This window comes from Candidatus Tumulicola sp., assembly GCA_035601835.1.
Classification (GTDB): domain Bacteria; phylum Vulcanimicrobiota; class Vulcanimicrobiia; order Eremiobacterales; family Eremiobacteraceae; genus DATNNM01.
In genome coordinates, this window is record DATNNM010000012.1 from 80,271 (window position 1) to 102,000 (window position 21,730).

Consider the following 21,730-nt stretch of genomic DNA (forward strand, 5'->3'; position numbering starts at 1 on the left):
TTATTTCAATCCGGCGAGGAAATCGGTCAGCGCTTTGTTGACCGCTTCGGGCTGATCGATCATCGCGAAATGCCGCGCGTTCGCGATCGGTTTGACGGTCACGCTCGTGGCGCCGCCCATCAGACTTCCATCGAACTGCACGATCGCTTGGGTCAGCTGGTCCGGGGTCATGGCTTTGGCGTAGTCGGGCCAATCCGCCGGCACCTTGTCCGGAACCGGCGCGAGCGCCAGGACCGGGACTTTGATGGTTCCCAGCGCGGGCCGTAGGTCAGCCTGCAGCATTTCCTCGAGATATTGCGCGGTGGCGTCGGGATCGCTCTTGGCTGCAAGGCTGGCGACTTGCGAGACTTTTTGCGGATCGGTGATCAGCCCCATGAGCGCGCGCTGCTGGCCCATGGCGAAGAAATCTTTGTAATCGCGGACCTGGCCTGCGGTGAGACGCGCTGCGGCTTTGCGCTGCTCAGCCGTCATGTTGACGTAGGTCGGGAAAACCGGCCAGCCGTCCACGGTGACCGCACCGCGCAGCAGATCGGAATGCTCCTCTGCGAAACGCAGCGCGAGAAAACCGCCGAGGCTGTGGCCGATCAGGACGGGCCTGTCGAGGTGCTCCTTGGTGATGAGCTGCAGCAGCCCGGCGTCGGCTGCATCGAGCAGTGGGGGCGTTGCGGGCGGCAAACCGTCGAAGCCGGGTAGGGTCACAGCATACACGGTGTGCGATGCGGCGAGCGCGTTGATGGCGCTTTCCCAAACCCACGGTCCGCAGGTCAAACCGGGCACCAAGATGACGGCCGGTGTGCCGCTGCCATATTTGTCGACGTGCAGCGTGCCGGCCTCGATGCGCGCCAGGGGGCTGGGAAGATTTGTGCCGATGTCGGCAGCGCGCGCGCTCTGAGCGGCACCGGCTAGTGTTGCGGCGACCGCCGCGGCGGCGATCACACGGGAATAAACGGATGATGATGTCATGCTATCTCTTAATCGGCGCCGGGAAGGCCGGACTCGAGTCTGTCGCCCCTAGCCGCTTGAAAAGGTCGCGTTCCTGCGCGTCGGTGAGCGCAAGCAACGGCGGGCGGACGTTGCGCCACGATCGCACGCCGGTCGTCTGTGCGACTGACGCTTTGAGCGCCGGGATCAAGCCAAATGCTTCGAACGTGGCGCGCGCAGCCGCGACGCTGCGTTCCAGCGTCGCCGCGTCGCCGCGTTCACGCGTAAGGAAAAGTTCGACGATCGCGCGCGCATTGACATTCGCGGTCGCCGTCACGCAGCCGGCGGCGCCGGCGGCGAGTGCGCGCACGAGCAGCGTCTCGTTGCCGACGAAGACATCGATCGCAGAGCCCAATCTCCGGCAAAGCGCTTCGGTGTCTTCCCACTTGCCGCTGCTGTCCTTGATGCCGGCGACGATGGAGGGATACGCGGCGTGGAGCGCCTCGACCAGATCGATCCCGACGTCGACGCCGGTCATCTGCGGGATGCGATAGATATAGGCGCGCAGCCGCTCGTCATTCACGCGCTCGAACACCCTGGCGTAAGCGGCGAACACACCCGCGTCGCTGACCCCCTTGTAGTAGAACGGCGGGAGCATGAGCGCGCGCGAAACGCCCAGGGAGAGCGCGTGCCGCGTGAGCATCGCGCTGTCTTCGATCGCGCAGCAGCCGGTGCCGACGATGAACGCGTCGGCAGCTAGGCCGGCCTCAAGCACCGCTTCGAGCAGCGCTTGCCGCTCCGCGAGTGTGAACGAGTTCGCTTCGCCGGTCGTGCCCAGCAGCACGATGCCGCTGCAGCCGGCCTCGATGAGCCGGCGGCAATGTTCGGCCAGCAGGCCTGCGTTTGCGGCACCGTCATCGTCCATCGGCGTCAACACCGCTGCCATGACGCCGGATAGTCGCTGCCTCCGCGCCGGCGCTTTCAGTTCCGCCACAACGAACCCAAGAAGAAGAAGAGGTTGGCCGGGCGCTCCGCCAGACGCCGCATCAAGTACGGGAACCATTGCGAACCGAACGGGATCGCCAGTCGTACCGAAAAGCCGCGCTCGAGCAGCTCCGACTGCAGCGACGGCCGGACGCCATACAGCATCTGGAACTCAAATCGCTGCCGCGGAATCGCATGCCGCTCGATGAACGCCACCGCATGTTCGATGATGGCGCGATCGTGCGTCGCTACGGCGGTGAAGCCGCCGCCCAACAGCGATGCCTCGATGAGGCGCACGAGCGCTCGGTCCACGTCGGCCTTGCGCGGATACGCGATGCTTCCCGGCTCGAGGTAGGCGCCCTTGACCAGCCGCAGGTTCGGCTGCAGCGGCAGCAAGGCGCGCAGGTCGTCCTCCGAGCGATACAGATACGATTGCAGCACCGTCCCCACATTCGCGTGCCCGGCCTCGCGCAGCGCGCGGTACATCGAAAGCGTCGCATCCGTGTATGCCGATTGCTCCATATCCACGCGCACGGAATTGCCGTGCGTGGCGGCATGTTCGACTACGGACCTCAGGTTGTCGCGCGCGAGATCCTGATCGATGACAAGCCCGAGGTGCGTGAGTTTGAGCGCGATGTTCGCACGCAGACGCTCGGCCGCCATGCGATTTAGAATCGCGCGGTACTCGAGCGAGGCGGCAACAGCTTCAGACCTGTCGCCCACGCTCTCGCCGAGCAGGCCGGCCGCGACTGAAAACCCACGGCCGTTCACCGCGCGGGCCACGCCCACGAATTCATCGAGTGTTTCGCCCGCGACGAAGCGCCGCGCACCGAGATTCATCCCATGGCGGTACATGAAGCGCCGCAGCGAGCGGTTGTCGGCAGCCCCCAGCAGGGCGGTTCGCAGCACTACGGCTCAGCGCTCGCCTGAGCTCGCCCGAACACTACATCGCCGACTTGGGTGCTTTGCTTGGAATCACGTTCGGGTTGCGTTCCGCGAAGGGACCGTTCGGATTGGGCACGAGCCAGAATTGCAGATCCCAAATGGCCGGGAACACAAACACAAAGGCGACATCGCCGGTGCTCTTGGCGCGGTGGAGTTTGACGACATCGTTTGCGGTCGGACGGTCAGGGTTGCCTCCGGCCTTGCTTATTTTCAGCGGCCCGACCCCGCCGTAGGTCAGGCCCGATGCGTTCTTCACGCCGAAATGGACGTGCTTCCTAAACGTGATCCAGCGTGACGGCGAGATGCCCCATAGATTCGGAGCCGTCGCTGAATCACTCTTGGGAACAGAGAGGTCGACGCCGATCAAGCGTCCTTTGGCATCGTACCAGAGCTGACTTGGATGCTGCGGGTCGCTCTTCCAATACTTGGTGTTGACCCAACTGATGGCCCCCGTGTCGTCTTCATCGGTGAAGCGGTAGTAGCCCGCCGCCGATGCGGCGCGCTGCGAACCGAATCGCTTTTGCAGATCGGCCGTGACCCGCGCGACGAAGCTCTGCTCTGCGGCAGTTGCCGGCGCGGTGGTGGGTTTCGGCGTTACCGCAGCGGACGCGGTGCCGAGGCTCGCGCACACGAGCGCGAACGCGAACAAGAGCGCGGATATGCTTTGTCGTTTCATAGCCAGCCAATTCGGTCGGGGAAAAGCGCATCCTGCGTCGAACCGCGCAGACATGAGCAAAGTCGAAAAAAGCGACGCGGAGTGGCGTCGCGATCTCACGCCCGAGCAGTATGAAGTGCTGCGCCGCGCCGGCACCGAGCGGCCGTTCAGCGGCGCCCTGCTGCACAACAAAGAATCAGGCAGCTACGCGTGCGCGGCGTGCGGAGCCACGCTCTTCGGCTCGGACACAAAATTTGATTCTGGCACAGGCTGGCCGAGTTTCTGGGAGCCGGTCAACCGGGAAGCCGTCGAGCTGATCGAGGACGCCGGTCTGGGCATGGTTCGGACCGAAGTGCGTTGCAAAGCGTGCGGCTCGCACCTGGGGCACGTCTTCGATGATGGACCGAAGCCGACAGGCCAGCGCTTCTGCATGAACTCAGCTGCCCTCTCGTTCAAACCGAAGAAGTGATCGCGGCGCTTCTCGCGTCGACTACGTTGATCATCGCCGCCGGCGACCTCGCTTGCGACCGTTCCAAAGGCGGCTTCGACTTCGAAAAGTGGTTGGGCGGCTGTCACGAAGCGGACACCTACGCGCTTGCCCGCGCGCAGCCGTATCGCGCTTTCTTGGCGCTCGGGGACGAACAGTATCAGGACGGCACGCTCGCGCAGTTCGACAACTCGTACGACAAGCTGTGGGGCCGGCTCAAGGCGATCACGCACCCGAGTCCCGGCAATCACGAATACTACACGCGGGGCGCTCGAGGCTACTTCGCATACTTCGGTCGATCCGCGGGAGACCCACGCGCCGGATATTACAGCTTCGACCTCGGGACGTGGCATCTGATCTCGCTCAACGGGAACTGCTGGGCGGTAGGCGGGTGCGGATCGGGATCGCCGCAAGAACGCTGGCTTGCTGCAGACCTGCACGTCCACCGAGGCGCTGCGTGCACGTTGGCGTATTGGCATCAGCCGCGCTTCTCGTCCGGAACCCATCACAGCGACAAGACGTATCAAGCGTTGTGGAGCGATCTATACGCGGCGCGCGCAGATCTCGTCTTGAACGGCCACGATCATGACTACGAGCGCTTTTCGCCGCAAACGCCGGCCGGCGCAGGCGATCCGGTCCGCGGCATCCGGGAGATCGTGGCCGGAACCGGGGGCAGAAGCCACAGCGTCTTCTACAAAACCGAACCGAATAGCGAAGTGCGCGATGCTTCGACGTTCGGAGTTTTGGAACTCGCTCTGCACGCGAACGGGTATGATTGGCGTTTCGTGCCGGTCGCCGGCGGCAAGTTCAGCGACCGCGGTAGCGCGCTATGCCACAAACATGTAGTGCCGGGGCTTTAGCCCCGGAAATTATTACTTCGTGGTTTGGACCGTGATGTTGGGCTGCGACATCGCGCTGCCGGTCGGAGCCTTGTAGTCCTTCGGGCAGGGCGTCACGACCCAGTTGATCTTGCTCGGCACCTGCAGTGGGATGTTCGCCACCGTACGCGGTCCGACGGTGACGCCCACGCACATGCCGAAACCTAAGAACTGCAGCGCGCGGACGATCACGTAGTACGAGCCATCTTTGGCCTGGTACAGCCGCCCGTTCTTGAGCAATCCCGCAAGTTCCGGCGGCGGCTTGTGCTCCTCCGCCATGAGCGCGACTCTCTTCTGGTCCATCGCGCGGTAGAACGCGTCGGTATCGCCCTCGATGCCTCGCATCTTGGTGACCTTTTGCAATGCGAGGTCGGCGTTGAGACGGCGATTCAGCGCGTCGATGTCGAGCCCGGGCGCAGGCGTACCGCCTATAGGAGCATGCACAACCGTCGTGCTCGTTGGCCGCGGCGCGGATGTGCCTTTCGACGACGGCGCCGGCGATCCGGATGGTTGCTTACCAGGACCTTTGGTCGGCCCCGAAGTCGGCGCCGCGCTGGGTCCCGGCGATGGCCCGGCCGATGGTCCTGCCGACGGATGCGGGTTCGCGTTTGCCGCGACACTGGTCGATGAAGGTCCTGGGGTCTTTTGAGCGACCGGCTTGGCGGTTGCGGGTGCATTGGTGTTCGACGCGGATGCCAGGGGATGCGGTGATGGTCCGATGGTGGCTCTTGCGACCACGGCCGTCGGCGCCGCGGGCGCCGTTGTCGCCGCCACAGTCGGCGCTGAGGTTGGTTTGGCAGTCGGCTGCGCGGTCGCGGGCGCAACGCTGGGAATGATGCTCGGCGTCGGCGCCACCGTTGGCGGAGCAGGCCGGGGCGTGGCTTTGGGCGTCGGCACTTGCGTGGGCGAGACCACCGGCATCGGCTTCAGGGTCGGCGCGGTCGTCGGCTTCTCCGTCGGCTCGGGAGAGGGCGGCAGCGTTGGCTGCACGGTCGGCTTAAGGCTTGGCGAGGGCTGCACGGTGGGGGGCGCGGTGACGACGGCGACGACCGTGGCGCTGGGCTGAGGTGACGGCCGCAGCGTTTGGGTGGGCTGCGGCGACGGCGACGGCGGCAGTGTCGGTTGCACGGTCGGCGGCGGCGAGACGCGCGCGACGTGCTCCGTTTCTTTGAAGGTCTTGAAGGTCGAAGGCGTCGGCTGCGGCGTGGCCAACCGGCTTTTCCGCGCCAGTTCGTGTTTCGTCGGGGTCAGCACTCTTGCGATGACACGCGGACGCTCTGGACGCGGCGTCGGAGCCGGCGTCGCGGGTGGCGGTGTGACGACCGGACGCACGACGCGATGCGGCGTCACGGGAACGGCAGGCGCGGGTATCGGCGGCGCCGGCACCGGCTTGACCGGCGGCGGCGTGCGGACCAGCGTCTGGATGATCAGCGAGTACGTGCTCGGCGCCTGCTCGGTCGGGCCGCCGCCGTAGATGAAACTCATGATTGATACGATGAAGAACAGGACGAGAAAGGTGTGGAGGACGATGGACACGCCGAAGCCCGCAGGTCTATCGTAGCGACCCTCGTGCCGCGTCCTTTGGTAACCGTTAAGCGGATGTGGTTTCTGCATTCGTCCCCAAGGCCACCGAACGCCCCACTAAATAAAGCCCGCTTTCCAGCGGGCGTCTCAGCACCCTCGTTCCCTTCCTTAGGTATAGATGCCCTGCGCCTGGGTCGCAGAGACCGCGCGAAACGGGCCGATCGCTCACACGGCCGGATTCGCCGCGCGCACCCCCGATTTCTTGTGCCGTGGGTCACAGGCTGAACCAACGCGCTCCCCAAAACGTACTCTGTTAAGGAATGGTGATGAAGCAAGGATCGATGAAGCGAGAAGCCTTTCTCATCCGCGGTGCCGCCGCGCTGCTCTCCGCGATCGGAAGTGCGGGCGTTTCGCTTGCGACGCCGAGGCCGAGCGACGCGCTTGACTACCGCACCCTCTCGGAGGATCAGTGGCGCAAGCGCTTGACGCCCGCGCAGTTCGTCGTCCTCCGAAAGCAAGGGACCGAGTGGGCGTTTTCCAGCCCGCTGGATCACGAGAAGAGGTCGGGGTTGTATTCATGCGCCGGCTGCGACCTGCCGTTGTTCTCGTCCAAGACGAAATTCGACAGCGGCACCGGCTGGCCGAGCTTCTGGGCGCCGCTGCCCAACGCGGTCGCGACCACGACGGACAACAGCCTCTTCGAAGTGCGAACCGAAGTGCACTGCCGCCGCTGCCTCGGACACCTTGGCCACGTCTTCGACGATGGACCGAAGCCCACGGGTCTGCGCTACTGCATGAACGGCGTCGCGCTGACGTTCAGACCGAACCGGGGCTAAAGCCCCGGCACTACATCTTCCTGCTACGTCTTGCGGTGCAGTTCGATGAGCCGATAGCCGTGCGTTTCGATTGTGACCGCGAGCGAGCGCAGGCTCTCGCCGCTGGCCGGTGCGCCCTTTTCCCACCCGTCGCGTTCGCTGTCGTAGATGCGAGGCTCGTACGTGGCGTCTGTCTCGACGATCCGACTGATGTTCAGCGGCACGGCGGAAGTCTGCGAGCCGACGTTGCCCACGAGGATCGCGATGCCACCGCGGCGCCGGAACGCGATGACGGCGGCGCTTTCAGAAAAAGCCGTGACCCGACCCGAAACGTCTTCCTCATACGTCTCCGCGAGATGCTCCGTCTCGACCTCCGCGGTGGCGTAGACATGGAAGCGCCCGGCTTGACGCACCGCAAAATACGAAAGCTTGGCGCCGTGATACGGGAGGCGTCGCAGCGCGACCCACTTCCACGTCGCCGGGACCAACGGATTCACGGACGCTTTGCCGGGCGAGAGCATGAGGCCGCACACGCCCTCGATGGCAGCCCATAGAAAGCGCGGCGGCTCCCACGGGCTCAAGCGCATGCCGCGATTGACCAAGCTTTCACCGTCGAACCATTCGCTGAACTGACCGGGGACGGTATTGTTCACTTTCGGATTTGCGCCATAGTGCTCGAACGAGCTGCGCAAAGCGCGCACCATGAACTCAGGGTGGTAACGCGCCGCTGCAAACGCATACCACCAGGTCAGGCCCGGCCAGACGCCCCCGAGGAGTCCGGCGTAGGCCGAGGGGTCGTACATCGGATCGTAGCGCGACGCGGTGCGCAGACCGGCGGACGTCCAAAAATCCGGGAAGTTCAGGCGGCTGATGATGCGGAAGCCCGTCTCCTCGTCGCACACCCGCAGCATCACCGGGAAGACCTGGTCGCCGGTGACGTCCGTATGCACGTTGCCATCCACGTCGATGTTGAGGTAGTACAATCCGTTCTCCGGGTTCAACAAGTGCCGATTCATGGCGTCGCGGATGCCGAGCGCCGCCGCTGCGAATTCGTCGCACTCGCCCTTCGGCCGCTTCGCCTCTTGAGCGAGATGGCCGGCGGCGCGCAGCGCTGCCACGCACTCCGCGTTGATTTCGGTCACCGCGCCGTTGATGCTGTACAAGGGGATCACGTTGCGCCAGCTCGCGATCGCCCACACGTTGCCGCGCGGATCGCGCGCCTTGCAGAAGATCAGGCCGCGCTCGTCGCGCTGCGACATGATATAGCGCGCCGCCTTCGCCACCGCCGGATACGTGCGGCCCAGCCATGCCTCATCGCCGGTCGCGCGATAGTGATGGTTGACGGCGAGCACGAAGAGCGGCGTGTCGTCGTTGATGTTCAGGCCGTCGTCCTCGCGCAGTCCGTCGATGGCGTTGTAGAATTCGGGCAGCTTGCCATCCGGATATTGCTGTGCGACGAATTTGCCCAGCAGCGCCCGCGAAAAGCCCGGCATGAAGTGATCGCAGCCGTAGACGAACCATGCGCCATCCCGGATGACCACGTTCGACGACACGCCCGGCTCGTTGGTGAAAGCGCGTCCTTGAGGATACGCAGCCATCACGCGCCGCATGTTCACCTTGCTCCACAGCGCGCCTTGATTGATGACGGGGTCGGGCGTGAGAACGCGCGCGGTTTGGAGCAGGCTCTCGACGTATTTGATGGTCTGTTCGAAAGCGTCCGAGAAGTCCAGCGCTCGTTTGTGCTCTTCAATCGCCTCGAGCTCGTTTCGCGCGTACACGCCCGTGATGAAGCAGATGCGGAACCGCTCGCGCGGGCCGACCATCGTGTCGAGTTGCAGCGCAGCCAGAACGTCGCCGCTCGCTTCGGTCGAGTTCGAGAGCGGATGCGCGTGCGACGGATCGTAGACCGCCCCGAAATCGAAAGTCGTCGCGTAGCGCGCCGGCGGCGCGGAGAGGCCGAAGATGCGGACCGCATCGGGACGGCTGCGGTTTCGCGCTACGAGCGCGCTCAGCTCGGGAACGAAACGAGCCTCGACGTCGGCGGCGAGCGTGCCGCGCAAGCGGGCAAAACCGGTGATGCGCAGCTCGTACGGCATGCGTCCGCGATTGAACAACTCGACCACCTGGTAGACGACCGGCCGGTCCACCTCGGCTTTTAAGCCGCGGCCGAGCGATACGAACGTCGTTTCAGAAACGCTGACCGCGCCGGCGAGCGAGTAGCGACGGCGCTGGTACGCGGGGTGGATGTCGAACTTGCCGGGCGTATCGTGCCGCAGGCCCACGAATGGGGTGTCCGATGTGTCGTGCGCGCGCGAAGGCGGTGGGTTCAGCGTGTTGCCGGTAGAGGCATAGCGCAGCGATATGTCGCCGACCAACGTCTCGCCGAGCGCGAGACAAAACACGCGCTCGATCGCGCCGTTGCCCTTCGTGTTGACCCAGACCGAAGCGTTGCCAAGGCTGGCGCCGCTCGCCAGCTCGGTTTCAGAAATGGTGTATTGCGGGAGCGTGCGGAGGCGCGGCCGGTACTGCACCAGCCCGGAACTCGGTGATCCTTCCATATCCATAGGTACGCGCTATCAACTGCTCTTGCCCGCGCCATAGGGCGCGGCTATAATGTTCTCAGCCGGCTGAACGGTCGTTCGGCTGAGCGAACGGGGGAGAACAGGTGACGGTAGCTCCTGCAAAAGTGCTCAAGCGGCTTCGCATCAACGGCGAGGCGATCGAGTGCGCGTTCAACCCAAACAAGACGCTGCTCGAAGTGCTGCGCGAAGACGTCGGGCTGACCGGCACCAAGCACGGCTGCGAGATGGGGCACTGCGGCGCATGCTGTGTGTTGATCGACGAGGAGCCGATTCTATCGTGCCTAGCCCTCGCCGTTGAAAGCGAGGGCCACGAGATCCGCACGGTCGAGGGGCTCGCGCATAACGGCACGCTGCATCCGATCCAGCAGGCGTTCGTCGAGTGCGGCGCGGCGCAGTGCGGCTACTGCACGCCCGGCTTTCTCATGGCGGGCGCTGCGCTCGTGGAGAAAAAGCAAGACCTGACCGACGACGAGATCCGCCAAGCCATCTCCGGCAATCTGTGCCGCTGCACCGGTTACACCAAGATCGTCGAGGCCATCGCATTGGCCGCGGGCAGGATGCGATGAACGACGACGTGCGCGCCGTTTCCACCGCGACCAATCCCGACGGCGACGCGCGGGCCATCACGCCCGCCAGCGAGACGTCGAGCATCGTCGCTCGAGCTCCGCAGAGGCCCAAAGATAAACCCGAGGGTTTTCACGTCGTCGGCAAAGCGCTTCCCAAACTCGATGCGTACGCGCGCGTGACGGGCGAGGACAAATTCGCGGACGACATCTTCCTGCCGCAGATGCTCTACGGGAAAATGCTGCGCAGCGTGCACGCGCACGCGCGCATCACGCGCGTCGATGCGAGCAAAGCGCTCAAGCTGCCTGGCGTGGTCGCCGTCGCGACCGGACAGGACCTGCCGGTGCGCTACGGCATCTTGCCCTCCAGCCCGGACGAAACGGTCATGGCGACCGACCGCGTGCGTTACGTCGGCGATCCGATCGCCTGCGTGGTGGCCGACGACGAGCTCACCGCGGAAGAGGCGCTCGAACTCATCGACGTCGAGTACGAGCCATTGCCCGCGATCATGTCGATCGAGCAAGGGCTGCGCGACGACCTGCCGCAGATCCATCCCAATCCGCGGCGCACGAACAACGTGCACAAAGAAGTGCATCTCGAATTCGGAGACGTCGAAGGCGGCTTCGCGCAAGCAGACCATATCTTTGAGGACGAATATTTCTTCGAGGGCAACACGCACGCGCCGATCGAGCAGCACGCTGTCGTGGCGCAGTACGGCGCCGACGGCAAGCTGACGTTCTGGTGCTCCACGCAAACGCCGCACTACCTCCACCGCATCGCGGCGGCGGTGTTGCAACTCCCCGGCAGTCACGTGCGGGTGATCGCGCCGCCGGTCGGCGGCGGTTTCGGCGGCAAGACCGAGCCGTTCGCGCATGAGCTCGCCGCCGGCTACCTGGCGATGAAGACGGGCCGGCCGGTCAAGATCGCGCTGACGCGCCAAGAAGTCTTCTATGCGCATCGCGGCCGGCATCCGGTGAAGTTCAAGCTCAAGACCGGCGTGCGCAAGGACGGCACGATCACCGCGATCCATCTCCAGTCCTGGCTCGACGGCGGAGGGTATGGGTCGTACGGCGTGGCGACCACGTACTACACCGGGGCCTTGACGACGGTCACGTACAAGATCCCCGCGTACAAATTCGACGGCTGCCGGGTGTTCACGAACAAGCCGCCGTGCGGACCCAAGCGCGGGCATGGTACTACGCAGCCGCGCTTCGCGCTCGAAGCGCAACTCGACAAGATCGCCGCGGCGCTCAAGCTGGATCCGGCCGAGTATCGCAAGCGCATCGCGGTCGATCCTTACACCACCACCGTCAACGGACTGCGCGTGACCTCGTGCGGCCTCAAACAGTGCATCGACGCGGCGGTGGAGCGCACGGGGTTCAAGCAGAAACGAGGCAGGTTGCCTTCAGGCAAGGGCATCGGCCTGGCCGCGAGTTCGTACCTGTGCGGCGCCGGCTTGCCGGTGTACTGGAACGCCATGCCGCAGTCGGCTGCGATCGTCAAAGTTGATCGCGGCGGCGGCGTGACCATTCTGGCCGGCACAAGCGAATGCGGACAAGGCTCGACGCACATGCTGGGTTCGATCGTCGCGGAGACGCTGGGCGTCGATATCATGGACGTGCGCGTGTGCTACGGCGACACCGATCTCACGCCCGTCGATCTGGGCTCGTATTCAAGTCGCGTGACGTTCATGGCGGGCAACGCAGCGCGCCAAGCGTGCGAAGCGGCGCGCAAGCAGATCGCCGAGGCTGCCGCCGAGAAACTTGGAATCCCGGTCGAACGGATCGCGCTGGCGAACCGTCGCGCCTTCGACATCGACGATCCGGCAAAGCAGCTGACCTTCATCGACGCCGCGCAGGCCGCCGAGGCGAAGTTCGGCACGATCGTCGGCGTCGGTTCGTACGCGCCGCCCCGCTTGGCAGCGGAATACAAGGGCTCAGGCGTCGGGCCGTCGCCTGCGTACTCGTATAGCGTGTGCGTGGCGGAAGTCGACGTCGATCTCGACACCGGCGAGATCAAGGTGGAGAAGCTCACGCTGGCTCACGACGTCGGACGCGCGCTCAACCCCGATTCGGTCGAAGGGCAGATCGAGGGCGGCGTGTACATGGGACTGGGCGAAGCGCTCTACGAGGAGTGGCCTTTCCGCGCCGGCGAGCACAAGATCCCCAATCTGCTCGACTACAAAACGCCGACCAGCCTCGACACGCCGCCGATCGAAGCGCTCATCATCGAAACCGACGACAAAGAGGGGCCGTTCGGCGCCAAAGAAGCGGGCCAGGGGCCGCTCAACCCGGTGATCCCCGCGATCGCTAACGCGGTGGCTGACGCCATCAAGGCGCGCATCTATTCAACGCCGATCACGCCGGAGAAAGTGCTCAAGGCGCTGGACGCTTCGACGGGCGCCACGCTCAAGTTGCGAAAGGTCCCGACGCCCGCCCGCGCCTGAAGCCTAAAGGAGCATCGTGGGAACAGTTGCGGTGAAGAAGATCAATCACGCGGTCCTCAAAGTCCGCAGTCTTGACCGTTCGGTCAAATTCTATCGCGACGTCTTCGGCCTCGAAGAGATCGCGCGCGCCGGAGGCCAAATGGCGTTCATGCGGGCCGCGGGGTCGGCCAACCATCACGATCTCGGGTTTCTGGAGCTTGGGCCGCGCGCGACCGAGCCGCCGCCCAGCGCCGTCGGCCTCTTCCACATCGCGTGGGAGGTGCCGTACATCGAAGATCTGCTCTCCGTGCGCGATGTGCTGACCAAGCTCGGCGCGCTTGAAGGCGCAAGCGACCATGGCGCGACCAAATCGCTGTATGGCAAAGATCCGGACGGCAACGAGTTCGAGGTCATGTGGCTCGTGCCGCGCGAGCAGTGGGGCGACCACGAGAAAAGCGCGCCGACGAGGCCGCTCGACCTCGAAGCAGAAGTTCGCCGCTTCGGCAAAGCTCTTTAGGAGTCCAGTACTTTCATTTTCGCGACCAACTCGCTGCGCGAAACGAGCTGCAATTTGCTCAGGATCGAAGAAACGTGACTCTCGACCGTCCGCTCGCTGATGACCAACGCTTGCGCGACCGCTCGGTTCGACTTGCCGCCGGCGATGAGTTTTGAGATCTCGAGTTCGCGTGAGGTCAGCGCATTGGGCGCGCGCCCACGCCGGTTGACCGGCGCAAGCACCGTCTCAAGGCGCCGCGCGTCGTGCAGATCTCCTATGTGGCGGTAGATGTCGAGCGCTTCCGGCAGGCGATCGGCGAGTTCGAGCGCCTGCGCTTCATGATACGGCCAGCGCAATTCGCGGAATAGCTCCGCGGCCTCGAGCGCCTCTATCTGCGCACCCTCCTTGTGGATGCGCGTGGAAGCAAAAGCCTCGAAGAGCGCGATAAAGGCCGGCACCGAGCGAGCCGCGGTGATTTCCGACGATTTTCGGAGAAACTCCCTGGCTCGCGGTATGTCCGCAAGGTCGCCGTATTTGGCGACCGAGAGGAAGAGGAGATCCGCGTCACCCGGCGCGGGCAAGACCTCGAGCGTGCGGAGCGCTTCAATGGCTTCGTGCAATAGTTTTCGGGCGGCATCGTCGCGCCCGGCAGCCATCTCGTGCTCGACGAATGTGGCCACGCACGCGATGGAGTACGCCCCGCTCGAGCGCAGCGCGAAGGCGACGAGATCGGCGCCGGCGCAGCGCTGGACGAGATCGGCGTCATCGAGGAGCAGCCCCAAGAGGACGCCTGCCGCCGCGAGGCGGAGGCGAAAGCTCGCCATGTCGATGTTGGCGGAGAGCGCTTGCTCGATGAGCTCGCGGCCTCTTTCCAGCTCGCCGTGCATCACGCAGGCATAGGCGAATTCCACCACGCTCCAACTCGCGGTGAGGCCGCGGAATTGTTTCACGCGGGCCGTTTCGAGCGCGCGTTCGAAGGCCTCGACCGCAAGCCGTCGCTCGCCGGTCTGTGCCATGCTGATCCCGAAGTTGGCCCAACACCGGATCGTGCCTTGAAGGTCTCCGGCGTGCTCGCTGATGCCGGCCGCGTGCGTCACGTCGTCGAGCGCGTCGGAAGGCCGCCCAAGCTGCGCATGCAGCGCCGAGCGATATTCGAAGAAGCGGAACAACGCTCTGGGGCCTGCGGCTTCCTTGAGCTCTTCCGCCTTGGCCAGATGCTCGAGAGCCTTCTGGCCCGACCAGTGAGAGCCGATGTAGTATCGCGCCATTTCGACGTGGGCGCTGAAAAGCGAATGCTTGGAAGGCAGGCTCTCGGCGACGCTCAAGGCGCGCAACGTCATCGCACGATGGCCCGCGAAATCCGCGAGCGCGTCGCATAGCCGCGCCAAGCTGAGGCAGGCGCTTGCGACCTCCTGCTGGTCGCCGACGGATTCATAGTAATCAAGCGCGGACTCGAGGGCCGCTCGGGCTCGATCGCCGAAACCGCATCGTTTTAGCGCTCGCGCGAGCTTGCGGTACAGCCTCGCGCGCGATGCGCCGTCAAGCGCCTCGGATTCGAGCGCCCGCTCGTAGTTGGCCACGCTGTCGTGATAGGCATAGAGCGAGAACGCGCGGTCACCGGCGCGCTCGTTCGACTGCGCCGATTTCTCGGGATCGCGCGCTTGCCACCAGTGATATGCCAATTCCGCGATACGGTCGTCGGCAGCGCCCGCATCTTCGAGCGCCGTCGCGATGCGCCGATGCAGCGGTCGCGCCTCTGCCGCCAAGAGCTCGTCGTAGACGGCATCGCGGATGAGTGCGTGCCGAAATCCATAGTGGATGGCGCCATCCGCTTTTTCGACGACCAACTGCAAGTCCAGCGCCTTGCGCAACGTCGGGGTCACGCTCTCCAGCGTCAGGTCGAGCGTCTTCGCCAAGAACTCGGCCCCGAATTCTCGTCCGATGGCGGCGGCGCACGAGAGTATCGATCGCTCCGATGCGTCGAAATGCGCCAAACGTTCAAGCGCCGCCTCGCGCAGCGTCGGCGGAAGCTCGATCTGCTTGGCGCCGCGACTATCGAGCGCGCTCTTGAGCAGCTCTTCCGCGAAGAGCGGATTGCCTTCCGACCTCGAGCGGATCGCGTCCACCGTCGCCGTCGGCAACGGCGCATGGCCCTCGAGCGCATGGAAGATGAACATCTGCATGTCGGGATCGCTCAGTGGTTCGAGTTTGATCTGCCATATGTACGGGAGGCGCGAGAGCCGCGCGAGCACATGCCGAAGCGGATGCCCGCGCGACAACTCGTCTTGGCGGTACGTGCCGACCACCAGCAGCGGCGAGGCTGCGATGGCGCGAACCAGGTGTTGAAGGAATCGCAAGGTCGCGTCGTCGCCCCACTGAAGGTCGCCGAGCACGACAACGGTCGCTTTCCTGGCGGCGAAGCGGCGAAAGACTTCCGTCAGCGCATCGAACTGTCTCAGCTCATCGCGCTGTGCCGCTTCGGATTTCTTGACGAGTTCGGGCGTCAGTCCGGCAAGCGCCGCATCGGAATCCTCGATCGAGGGGATGACGCTCGGGTCCTCGGCGTGTAAAGCACGCACGAGGGAAACGAACGGGGCAAACGGCGAGCGTACGTAATCGTAACAGTCGCTTTCAGCAAAGCGCGCGTCAAGCGTCTTGGCTCTGGCGCCGAACTCCGCGATCAGCCGGCTCTTGCCGGACCCCGCGTCGCCCCCTACAAGCACGAGGGAGCCTTGCCCCGACAGCGCCGCCTTGCACCGCTCGAGGAGCAGCTCGAGCTGTTCGCGCCGGTCGACAAAGCGCCCGCAGTACACCGGCCTGGCACTCATCACCATGGCACTTCGACTCGCATCGGTGGCCTACTTTTGGGCCCGCGACTCCGCGCTCAGACCCAAGCGTTCTAGCATCGCGTCGTCAAGCGGCGCGGGGCCTTTGGGCGGAACGAACATGGTGGACGTGGCCAGAATGCGGGCCCGGGACGCTTTTGACAGCGGAAGGCGTTGGATAACGGCGTCGCATACCGGAAACCGCGCTGCTTCATAGATCACGATTTCGTGGTCGGGTCCATACGTCGCCTCGAGCACCTCGAGCAACACCTGATAGCCTTTGAGTGCGTAGACGTCTTGATGCGTGAAATCACCGGTCAACCCGATTTGGAGCAAGACGAGTGCCGTGCACGGATCGAAGACGCGCCGTCGCGCCAGAAAGTCGGTGGCTTCGTAGCACTGACAGCCGTTCGTGCCCGGATCGATCCCGAGATCGGCGTAGAGACAGTCAATCGCGGAAATCGCCGGCAGCATCGTGGCAGGAAAGCCCTCGCCCCGGGCGAGGCGCATGGCTTCGTGAGTCGGATACGCGAAGATGCCGGGGTGACCGTACGTCACGACGCAAACGTCCATGCCCGCCCGCACGAAGTTCATGATGCGTTCCACCATCTCGTTGTAGATATCGATGCGGGGTTTGTCCAGCGCATAGAGCCCGTGCAGCGATTCTGCTGCGGGGTTGAGCTCGTCGATCCATGCTGCGGTTGCCTGATCTCCCGCGAGGTGGAGGACCTTGTCGGCCGCGGCGATGGAGCGGCGCGCGCCCATGGAGGCATGGGCGCCGAACTGGATGCCGACGCCGACGCAGGTCAGCGAGCCTGGCACTTACTTGAGTCTATCGATCAACGCTTTGAGAGTGAGCTCGATGTGACCGAATTGCACCGTCGAGCCGTGCTCGACATTGAGCGCGGCTTGGATGTGCGCCTGGTCTTTGCTCTTGAGCGCATCTCCCTGCGCCTTGGTCAACCCCGCCGAAGCGACGCACGCATCGGGATCCTTTTTGAACCGCGCGAGTTCCGCATCGTCTTTGTGCAGCTTGACCAGATAGTCCGTGAACGGCTTGGCCATGATCGCCCTCCCCCTAGAGGCGGACGGGCAAGCTAGTCGCTTGCTCGTTACTTGGTCGACGATGCCAGCGTGATCGTCGTCTTGTCTTTGGTGCCCGCCACCATGACGCTCTTGGTGGTCGAGCCCTGTTCCAGTTGGAATGTCGCAACCGAGCCGTCAGCAGTGTCCATTTTCGCGCGCTGCCAGTCCGCGGGGATCTGGCTTTGATACCAGGCGTACACCTTGTCGAAGGAGTCCGTCGTGACCATCACGGTCGCCGCTCCGCTGTTGTCGGCGCCGCTGATGCTCGTGTCTTGCTTCGCGCCGGGATACATGGGCAGGCCGGTCTTGTCGGAGCCGGTCACGTAAGCGCCTTCGGTCGATTGCGCCGTTGCTTGCGCGGAGGCGCTGGCCGCCGGTTCGGGCGACGCGACCTCCCCGACCGGCGACCCTGAAGACTCAGGGCCTGGAAAAGCTTGACTCGTGCTCGCCGGCGCGACGCTGGCCGCGGGCGTTGCGTTGCTTGCGACCTCGCTTTTCTTCGCGCAACCCGCAGCGATGACAAGCGCAGCAGCCAAGGCCGCCCCTGCAAACGCGGACGCTGACGGAATGGATAACCGTAGGTTCATGAACCCTCTCCTGACGTGCGGCAATGCTTCGGTCATGGCCGGTGTGCGCCTGCCGGATGAGTTCCTCGCGCGCGGCGAGAAGGCGTGCGACGATGTTGCGCCTCCCGCCATTTCGCTACGAGCCCGCCTCGAGCGTCGCCGCGGCGGTGTCCCTGCTCGCGCAGTACGGGCCGGACGCCCTCCCCGTCTCGGGCGGCACTGACCTGTACGCCAACATGAAGCAGCGGCTGTTCACCCCCAAGGTGCTGGTCGGACTGCGCCCGATCAACGAGTTGAGATTCATCCGCTACAACGAAGTCACCGGCCTGACGCTGGGGGCGCTCGCCACCCTCACCGACATCGCCGAGAGCGCCGTGGTCAGGAAGTACTATCCAGCGCTCGCGCAAGCAGCCGCGCTGATCTCGACACCGCAATTGCGGAACATGGGAACGATCGGCGGCAACGTGTGCGTGGACACCCGCTGCAACTATTACAATCAGAACCTCGATTGGCGCAAAGCGCTCGGCTATTGCATGAAAAAAGACGGCGATATCTGCCGCGTCGCGACGAGCAGCCGCCTGTGCTTGGCCGTCAACTCATCCGACACCGCGCCGGTGCTGCAAGCCTTCGCAGGCATGGTGACGTTGTGCGGTCCCGACGGCGAGCGGGAAGTGTCGATCGCGGACTTCTACGTGAACGACGGCATCAACGCGTGGGCGAAGCAGCCAGGCGAGATCGTCACCGGCGTGACCGTGCCGCCTCCGGCTCCCCATACGCGGAGCGCTTATCGCAAGCTGCGGCTGCGCAACTCGTTCGACTTTCCGATCCTTGGCGTCGCGCTGGTGGTGCGGCTCGATGATGCCGGCGTGTGCCGCGACGCGCGTATGGTCATCAATGCGGTGGCGTCGAAGCCCGTGGCGGTGCCCGCCGTCGCGCAGTGCCTGATCGGCAGCACGTTGGAGAAAGAAGCGCTGGAAGCCGCGGCAGACGCCGCGTTCGCCGCCGGCAAGCCGCTCGACAACACGAGCGCCACCATCCCGTATCGCAAACGCATGGTGCGGGTCTTCGCGCGCCGTGCCCTCGAAGACGTCGCTACCGGATATCCCCGCGCGTGAACCACAGCGTGATGTCGAAATACCACGTGCGGCGTTCGTGCGTGGTCGGACATTCGCCGACGACCTTCGCGTAGTTGCGGCGGTTCTCGAACAAGATAGACTGATCGATCACACGCCAATCCGCGCTGCCGTCGCCGCACGGCAAGCTCTCGACGTAGCGATAGATGTAGATGAAGCCGGTCGATTGATCGGGTGCTTTCACCAAAATAGCGGTCTGCACGGATTTGCCGTCGAGCGACTCGAGCGCCGCGGCGGGCGGCGAGACGCTGCCGCCAGGCGAGGTCGTGGCCGCTGCGGCCGTTCCCATCGGAACCGGAGATGGCGTGGACGCGAGCACGATATGCGAGGGTGTCGGCGTGACCGGCGGCGGCGCAGTCGTCGCAAGCGGTCCGGCGCTCGCGTAAGGCTTCGGCGTGCCGTGCAGAACGATCGGCGTCGCCTTCGGCTTGGGGGTGCCTTGCAGCACAAGGGTGCCACGCGGTCCGATGACGACCGGCGGCGGCGGTTTTGGCGCTTGCACGCTGATCGCATAGACGATGTTGTCGCGGATCGTGTATACCCAGCGCACGGCTGACGTTTCGCCGTAGTAGCTCGTGCCTTCGCCTTCGCCGTCGTCGTAGTATCGATTCGGGTTTCCGCGGGCGGCGAGCAGGTGGTAGACGCTGTCGCCGAGGCTCACGCCGAACGGATCCGAGACCGACACGAGCATCTGCTTCGGCGCGGGTGCCTCGAGGCGGATCTCGGAGACGCGTCCTTCCAATCCCGTCAGCAGCATGGTGGCGTCGGTGCCCCGCAAGGGGTATTCGACCAAGCTCTCGCCCAAGATGATCTTGCGGATGAAGATCGGGCGGCCAAGGCGCGCGCGCACGCGATCGAGATTCTCACCGAGGGTGACGCCCTGCCAGGTGACCGGTTTGTAGGAGGGCGTGGCGACGGGCGAAGGCGTAGGGCTTGGCGCCGCGGCGGCCAACGCAAACGCGAGAAGATAGACGAACATTCGACCCCTTCTATGCGGAGGAGCACCCCAGATGTGCAGCAGGACCTTTAGGTCCTGCTTCCGTTGTTACCTCCGCCGCGAGGCGGCCAAGCGCATCAGCAATTCGTCGGCGGAAAGTCCGTTCGCTTCGGCGCTCAACTTCGGGCGCAATGCTGTTGCGATGCGCGCCGCGGTCGCGATCGCAGCCGCAGGCGGCAACGAGGTGCGCCGATCGATATAGCGATCGACCAAGGCCCACTCCTCATCGCTGAGCGCGATGGCGCTCACCAACGCCGGTCCGGCTGCCGCTGCGCCATCGCCCTCGAGCCATTTCTTGGGATCGGGAACTTCGAAGGCTACGTCGCGGACGACGATCGTGCCGGCGGCATAATCGCCCAAGCGTTTGTTCTGCGACGACAGCACCGCGCTGATCGCGGACATGAGATAGAAGCCGAACACCGCTTCGACGATGCGGATCATGTTGCGCAAGAGCGAGCCCATGAAATCCAAAGGGTAGCCGCCGTCGCGCACGACCCGGATGCCCAGCAGCCTCTTGCCGGGCGTCTGACCGTGCCAACGAGCTTCGAAGACGATGAAGTAGCCGAACCAGATCCAGAACAGCACGAGGATCAGGAACGCCACGACGAGCGCTTCGAATTGTTTGCCGTCCAGGCGCAGCGCGTTCGCGAGCTGACTCGCTCGATCCGCAGCGACGCTGAACAAGACGAACAAGAGAACCGTTGCGACCCCTTGGATCACCCCGTCAACGAAGATCGCGAGGCAGCGGCTTCCAAGCCCCGCCAATTCATAGTAAAAGGCGATGCTCTCCGGCGTACGGACGGTGACCGTTCGCTCCATGACGGTAGGCTCATTCGCGCGAAAGATGGAAATCGCCCGCATGCGGCAAGCGGTTTTCGTCGAACGGCGGCGCCAAGGTTGGCAGCGGCTCGAGCAATTGCTCGCCGTCGCCGAGCGGCGCGGCTTGCGCGCGCTGGCGCCCGAGGAGATCGAGGAACTCGGTCGTCTCTACCGTTGGGTGACGTCTGATCTGGCGTTTTCGGAGGGCCGGCAGTTCGATCCGAGTCTGCGCGCTTATCTCCATCGCCTGACGGCACGCGCCCATGGTTATGTCTACGGCGGGAGCGTCGAAGGCGGGTGGGACCGCGTCGCCGGCTTTCTCAAGCGCGATTTTCCGAACGAGGTGCGGCGCTCGCGCTGGTACATCCTCAGCTGCGCGGCGCTGTTCGTGCTCGCAGCGGTCATCGCGTACACGCTCATCATCGCCAAACCGACCAACGCCTATGTCGTGCTCGGCCCAAGCATGGTGCAGCCGATCCACAAGAGCCTGCACGACAGCAACTTCGCATTCGATCGAGGCTATTCGGCGACCGTTTCGGCGCTGATCATGACCAACAACATCAAGGTGTCGATCATCGCCGCGTTCGGCGGCATCACGCTCGGCCTGCTGACCCTCTACGCCATCCTGGGCAACGGCCTGGTGGTCGGGGGAGAGGGCGCGATGTACACCAACGCGGGCTTCGGCTACGATTTTTGGGCGACGATCGCCCCGCATGGCGTCATCGAGCTCACCGCTATCCAACTCGCAGGCGGCGGGGGGCTGCTGCTGGCCGCGGCGTTCTTCAATCCCGGAAGGCTGCGGCGGGCGGACGCCCTCGTGCGCAACGCGCGCCGCGCGGGCGTGCTGTTCCTAGGCGTGTGCTGCATGCTGCTCGTCGCCGGGCTGATCGAAGGATTTTTCTCGCCGCAGCGCTTTTCGCCTGAGCTGCGCCTTAGCATGGGGGCGCTCACCGCGCTGGCGCTCTTCTATTACTTCGGATTCGTTGGTATTGATAAAAAATCAAATGTGTAGTGCCGGGGCTTTAGCC

General features: G+C 64.6%; 20 protein-coding genes. 8 read left to right on the top strand and 12 right to left on the bottom strand.

Annotated elements, in window-relative coordinates:
• From VN934_08090 to VN934_08105, 4 genes are read right to left on the bottom strand one after another with little or no spacing between them, the layout of a single operon-like run.
• Window positions 1-963, bottom strand: coding sequence for an alpha/beta hydrolase (locus VN934_08090; protein ID HXM18762.1), 963 nt, complete (start codon window positions 961-963; stop codon window positions 1-3).
• A 1-nt stretch (window position 964) separates the two neighbouring features.
• Window positions 965-1,915, bottom strand: a complete 951-nt coding sequence (locus VN934_08095; protein ID HXM18763.1) for a dihydrodipicolinate synthase family protein — start codon at window positions 1,913-1,915, stop codon at window positions 965-967.
• Window positions 1,903-2,814: a proline dehydrogenase family protein gene (locus tag VN934_08100; GenBank protein ID HXM18764.1), complete on the bottom strand. Its 912-nt coding sequence runs from the start codon at window positions 2,812-2,814 to the stop codon at window positions 1,903-1,905. Before VN934_08100 ends, VN934_08095 begins: the two co-directional genes overlap by 13 nt.
• A gap of 34 nt (window positions 2,815-2,848) precedes the next feature.
• Complete coding sequence (locus tag VN934_08105) at window positions 2,849-3,526, bottom strand: hypothetical protein (protein HXM18765.1); 678 nt, start codon at window positions 3,524-3,526, stop codon at window positions 2,849-2,851.
• 52 nt (window positions 3,527-3,578) lie between these two features.
• Between VN934_08105 and msrB (VN934_08110) the strand changes: the two genes are divergently transcribed.
• Entirely contained in the window at window positions 3,579-3,974 is a 396-nt protein-coding gene (msrB, locus tag VN934_08110; GenBank protein ID HXM18766.1) for a peptide-methionine (R)-S-oxide reductase MsrB, read from the top strand.
• On the top strand, window positions 3,971-4,852 hold the full coding sequence (locus VN934_08115; GenBank protein HXM18767.1) for a metallophosphoesterase: 882 nt from the start codon (window positions 3,971-3,973) through the stop codon (window positions 4,850-4,852). Before msrB (VN934_08110) ends, VN934_08115 begins: the two co-directional genes overlap by 4 nt.
• Window positions 4,853-4,864: 12 nt before the next feature.
• Here VN934_08115 and VN934_08120 read toward each other — a convergent pair whose 3' ends face one another.
• On the bottom strand, window positions 4,865-6,406 hold the full coding sequence (locus tag VN934_08120; GenBank protein ID HXM18768.1) for a hypothetical protein: 1,542 nt from the start codon (window positions 6,404-6,406) through the stop codon (window positions 4,865-4,867).
• A gap of 314 nt (window positions 6,407-6,720) precedes the next feature.
• On the opposite strand from VN934_08120, the gene msrB (VN934_08125) reads away from it, so the two are divergent.
• A complete protein-coding gene (gene msrB, locus VN934_08125) occupies window positions 6,721-7,230 on the top strand; it encodes a peptide-methionine (R)-S-oxide reductase MsrB (protein ID HXM18769.1) in 510 nt (169 codons plus the stop codon).
• A 23-nt stretch (window positions 7,231-7,253) separates the two neighbouring features.
• Here the strand turns inward: msrB (VN934_08125) and VN934_08130 are convergent, their stop codons facing one another.
• A complete protein-coding gene (locus tag VN934_08130; GenBank protein HXM18770.1) occupies window positions 7,254-9,767 on the bottom strand; it encodes an amylo-alpha-1,6-glucosidase in 2,514 nt (837 codons plus the stop codon).
• Between the two features lie 107 nt (window positions 9,768-9,874).
• Between VN934_08130 and VN934_08135 the strand changes: the two genes are divergently transcribed.
• The 3 genes from VN934_08135 to VN934_08145 are packed head-to-tail and all read left to right on the top strand — an operon-like array spanning window position 9,875 to window position 13,297.
• Entirely contained in the window at window positions 9,875-10,357 is a 483-nt protein-coding gene (locus VN934_08135) for a (2Fe-2S)-binding protein (GenBank protein HXM18771.1), read from the top strand.
• Window positions 10,354-12,801, top strand: a complete 2,448-nt coding sequence (locus tag VN934_08140; GenBank protein HXM18772.1) for a molybdopterin cofactor-binding domain-containing protein — start codon at window positions 10,354-10,356, stop codon at window positions 12,799-12,801. Before VN934_08135 ends, VN934_08140 begins: the two co-directional genes overlap by 4 nt.
• A 16-nt stretch (window positions 12,802-12,817) precedes the next feature.
• Entirely contained in the window at window positions 12,818-13,297 is a 480-nt protein-coding gene (locus VN934_08145) for a VOC family protein (GenBank protein ID HXM18773.1), read from the top strand.
• Here VN934_08145 and VN934_08150 read toward each other — a convergent pair.
• Genes VN934_08150 through VN934_08165 form a run of 4 tightly spaced genes read right to left on the bottom strand, consistent with a single transcriptional unit; the run spans window position 13,294 to window position 17,774 of the window.
• The gene (locus VN934_08150) at window positions 13,294-16,104 is read right to left on the bottom strand and encodes an AAA family ATPase (GenBank protein ID HXM18774.1); all 2,811 of its coding nucleotides are present in this window, start codon (window positions 16,102-16,104) and stop codon (window positions 13,294-13,296) included. The two genes, VN934_08145 and VN934_08150, sit on opposite strands and share 4 nt — an antisense overlap.
• Before the next feature lie 30 nt (window positions 16,105-16,134).
• Window positions 16,135-16,923, bottom strand: a complete 789-nt coding sequence (locus VN934_08155; GenBank protein ID HXM18775.1) for an SAM-dependent methyltransferase — start codon at window positions 16,921-16,923, stop codon at window positions 16,135-16,137.
• On the bottom strand, window positions 16,924-17,166 hold the full coding sequence (locus VN934_08160; protein ID HXM18776.1) for a hypothetical protein: 243 nt from the start codon (window positions 17,164-17,166) through the stop codon (window positions 16,924-16,926).
• A 47-nt stretch (window positions 17,167-17,213) separates the two neighbouring features.
• The gene (locus VN934_08165) at window positions 17,214-17,774 is read right to left on the bottom strand and encodes a hypothetical protein (protein HXM18777.1); all 561 of its coding nucleotides are present in this window, start codon (window positions 17,772-17,774) and stop codon (window positions 17,214-17,216) included.
• Between the two features lie 92 nt (window positions 17,775-17,866).
• Here VN934_08165 and VN934_08170 point away from each other — a divergent pair, with 92 nt between their 5' ends.
• Window positions 17,867-18,868: a xanthine dehydrogenase family protein subunit M gene (locus tag VN934_08170; protein ID HXM18778.1), complete on the top strand. Its 1,002-nt coding sequence runs from the start codon at window positions 17,867-17,869 to the stop codon at window positions 18,866-18,868.
• Here VN934_08170 and VN934_08175 read toward each other — a convergent pair.
• Complete coding sequence (locus VN934_08175) at window positions 18,846-19,865, bottom strand: hypothetical protein (GenBank protein HXM18779.1); 1,020 nt, start codon at window positions 19,863-19,865, stop codon at window positions 18,846-18,848. The two genes, VN934_08170 and VN934_08175, sit on opposite strands and share 23 nt — an antisense overlap.
• A gap of 66 nt (window positions 19,866-19,931) precedes the next feature.
• Window positions 19,932-20,702 (bottom strand): RDD family protein, encoded by a 771-nt coding sequence (locus VN934_08180; GenBank protein HXM18780.1) that lies wholly within the window; start codon window positions 20,700-20,702, stop codon window positions 19,932-19,934.
• A gap of 40 nt (window positions 20,703-20,742) precedes the next feature.
• Between VN934_08180 and VN934_08185 the strand changes: the two genes are divergently transcribed.
• Entirely contained in the window at window positions 20,743-21,714 is a 972-nt protein-coding gene (locus tag VN934_08185; GenBank protein ID HXM18781.1) for a stage II sporulation protein M, read from the top strand.
• The last annotated feature ends 16 nt before the right edge of the window (window positions 21,715-21,730 follow it).

Coding starts and splice junctions, on each gene's coding strand:
- VN934_08175 (HXM18779.1), bottom strand. CDS start 19,865: ATGTTCGTCTATCTTCTCGCGTTTGCGTTGGCCGCCGCGGCGCCAAGC.
- VN934_08170 (HXM18778.1), top strand. CDS start 17,867: ATGTTGCGCCTCCCGCCATTTCGCTACGAGCCCGCCTCGAGCGTCGCC.
- msrB (HXM18769.1), top strand. CDS start 6,721: ATGAAGCAAGGATCGATGAAGCGAGAAGCCTTTCTCATCCGCGGTGCC.
- VN934_08105 (HXM18765.1), bottom strand. CDS start 3,526: ATGAAACGACAAAGCATATCCGCGCTCTTGTTCGCGTTCGCGCTCGTG.
- VN934_08090 (HXM18762.1), bottom strand. CDS start 963: ATGACATCATCATCCGTTTATTCCCGTGTGATCGCCGCCGCGGCGGTC.
- VN934_08185 (HXM18781.1), top strand. CDS start 20,743: ATGCGGCAAGCGGTTTTCGTCGAACGGCGGCGCCAAGGTTGGCAGCGG.
- VN934_08160 (HXM18776.1), bottom strand. CDS start 17,166: ATGGCCAAGCCGTTCACGGACTATCTGGTCAAGCTGCACAAAGACGAT.
- VN934_08150 (HXM18774.1), bottom strand. CDS start 16,104: ATGAGTGCCAGGCCGGTGTACTGCGGGCGCTTTGTCGACCGGCGCGAA.
- VN934_08140 (HXM18772.1), top strand. CDS start 10,354: ATGAACGACGACGTGCGCGCCGTTTCCACCGCGACCAATCCCGACGGC.
- VN934_08180 (HXM18780.1), bottom strand. CDS start 20,702: ATGGAGCGAACGGTCACCGTCCGTACGCCGGAGAGCATCGCCTTTTAC.
- VN934_08165 (HXM18777.1), bottom strand. CDS start 17,774: ATGAACCTACGGTTATCCATTCCGTCAGCGTCCGCGTTTGCAGGGGCG.
- msrB (HXM18766.1), top strand. CDS start 3,579: ATGAGCAAAGTCGAAAAAAGCGACGCGGAGTGGCGTCGCGATCTCACG.
- VN934_08130 (HXM18770.1), bottom strand. CDS start 9,767: ATGGAAGGATCACCGAGTTCCGGGCTGGTGCAGTACCGGCCGCGCCTC.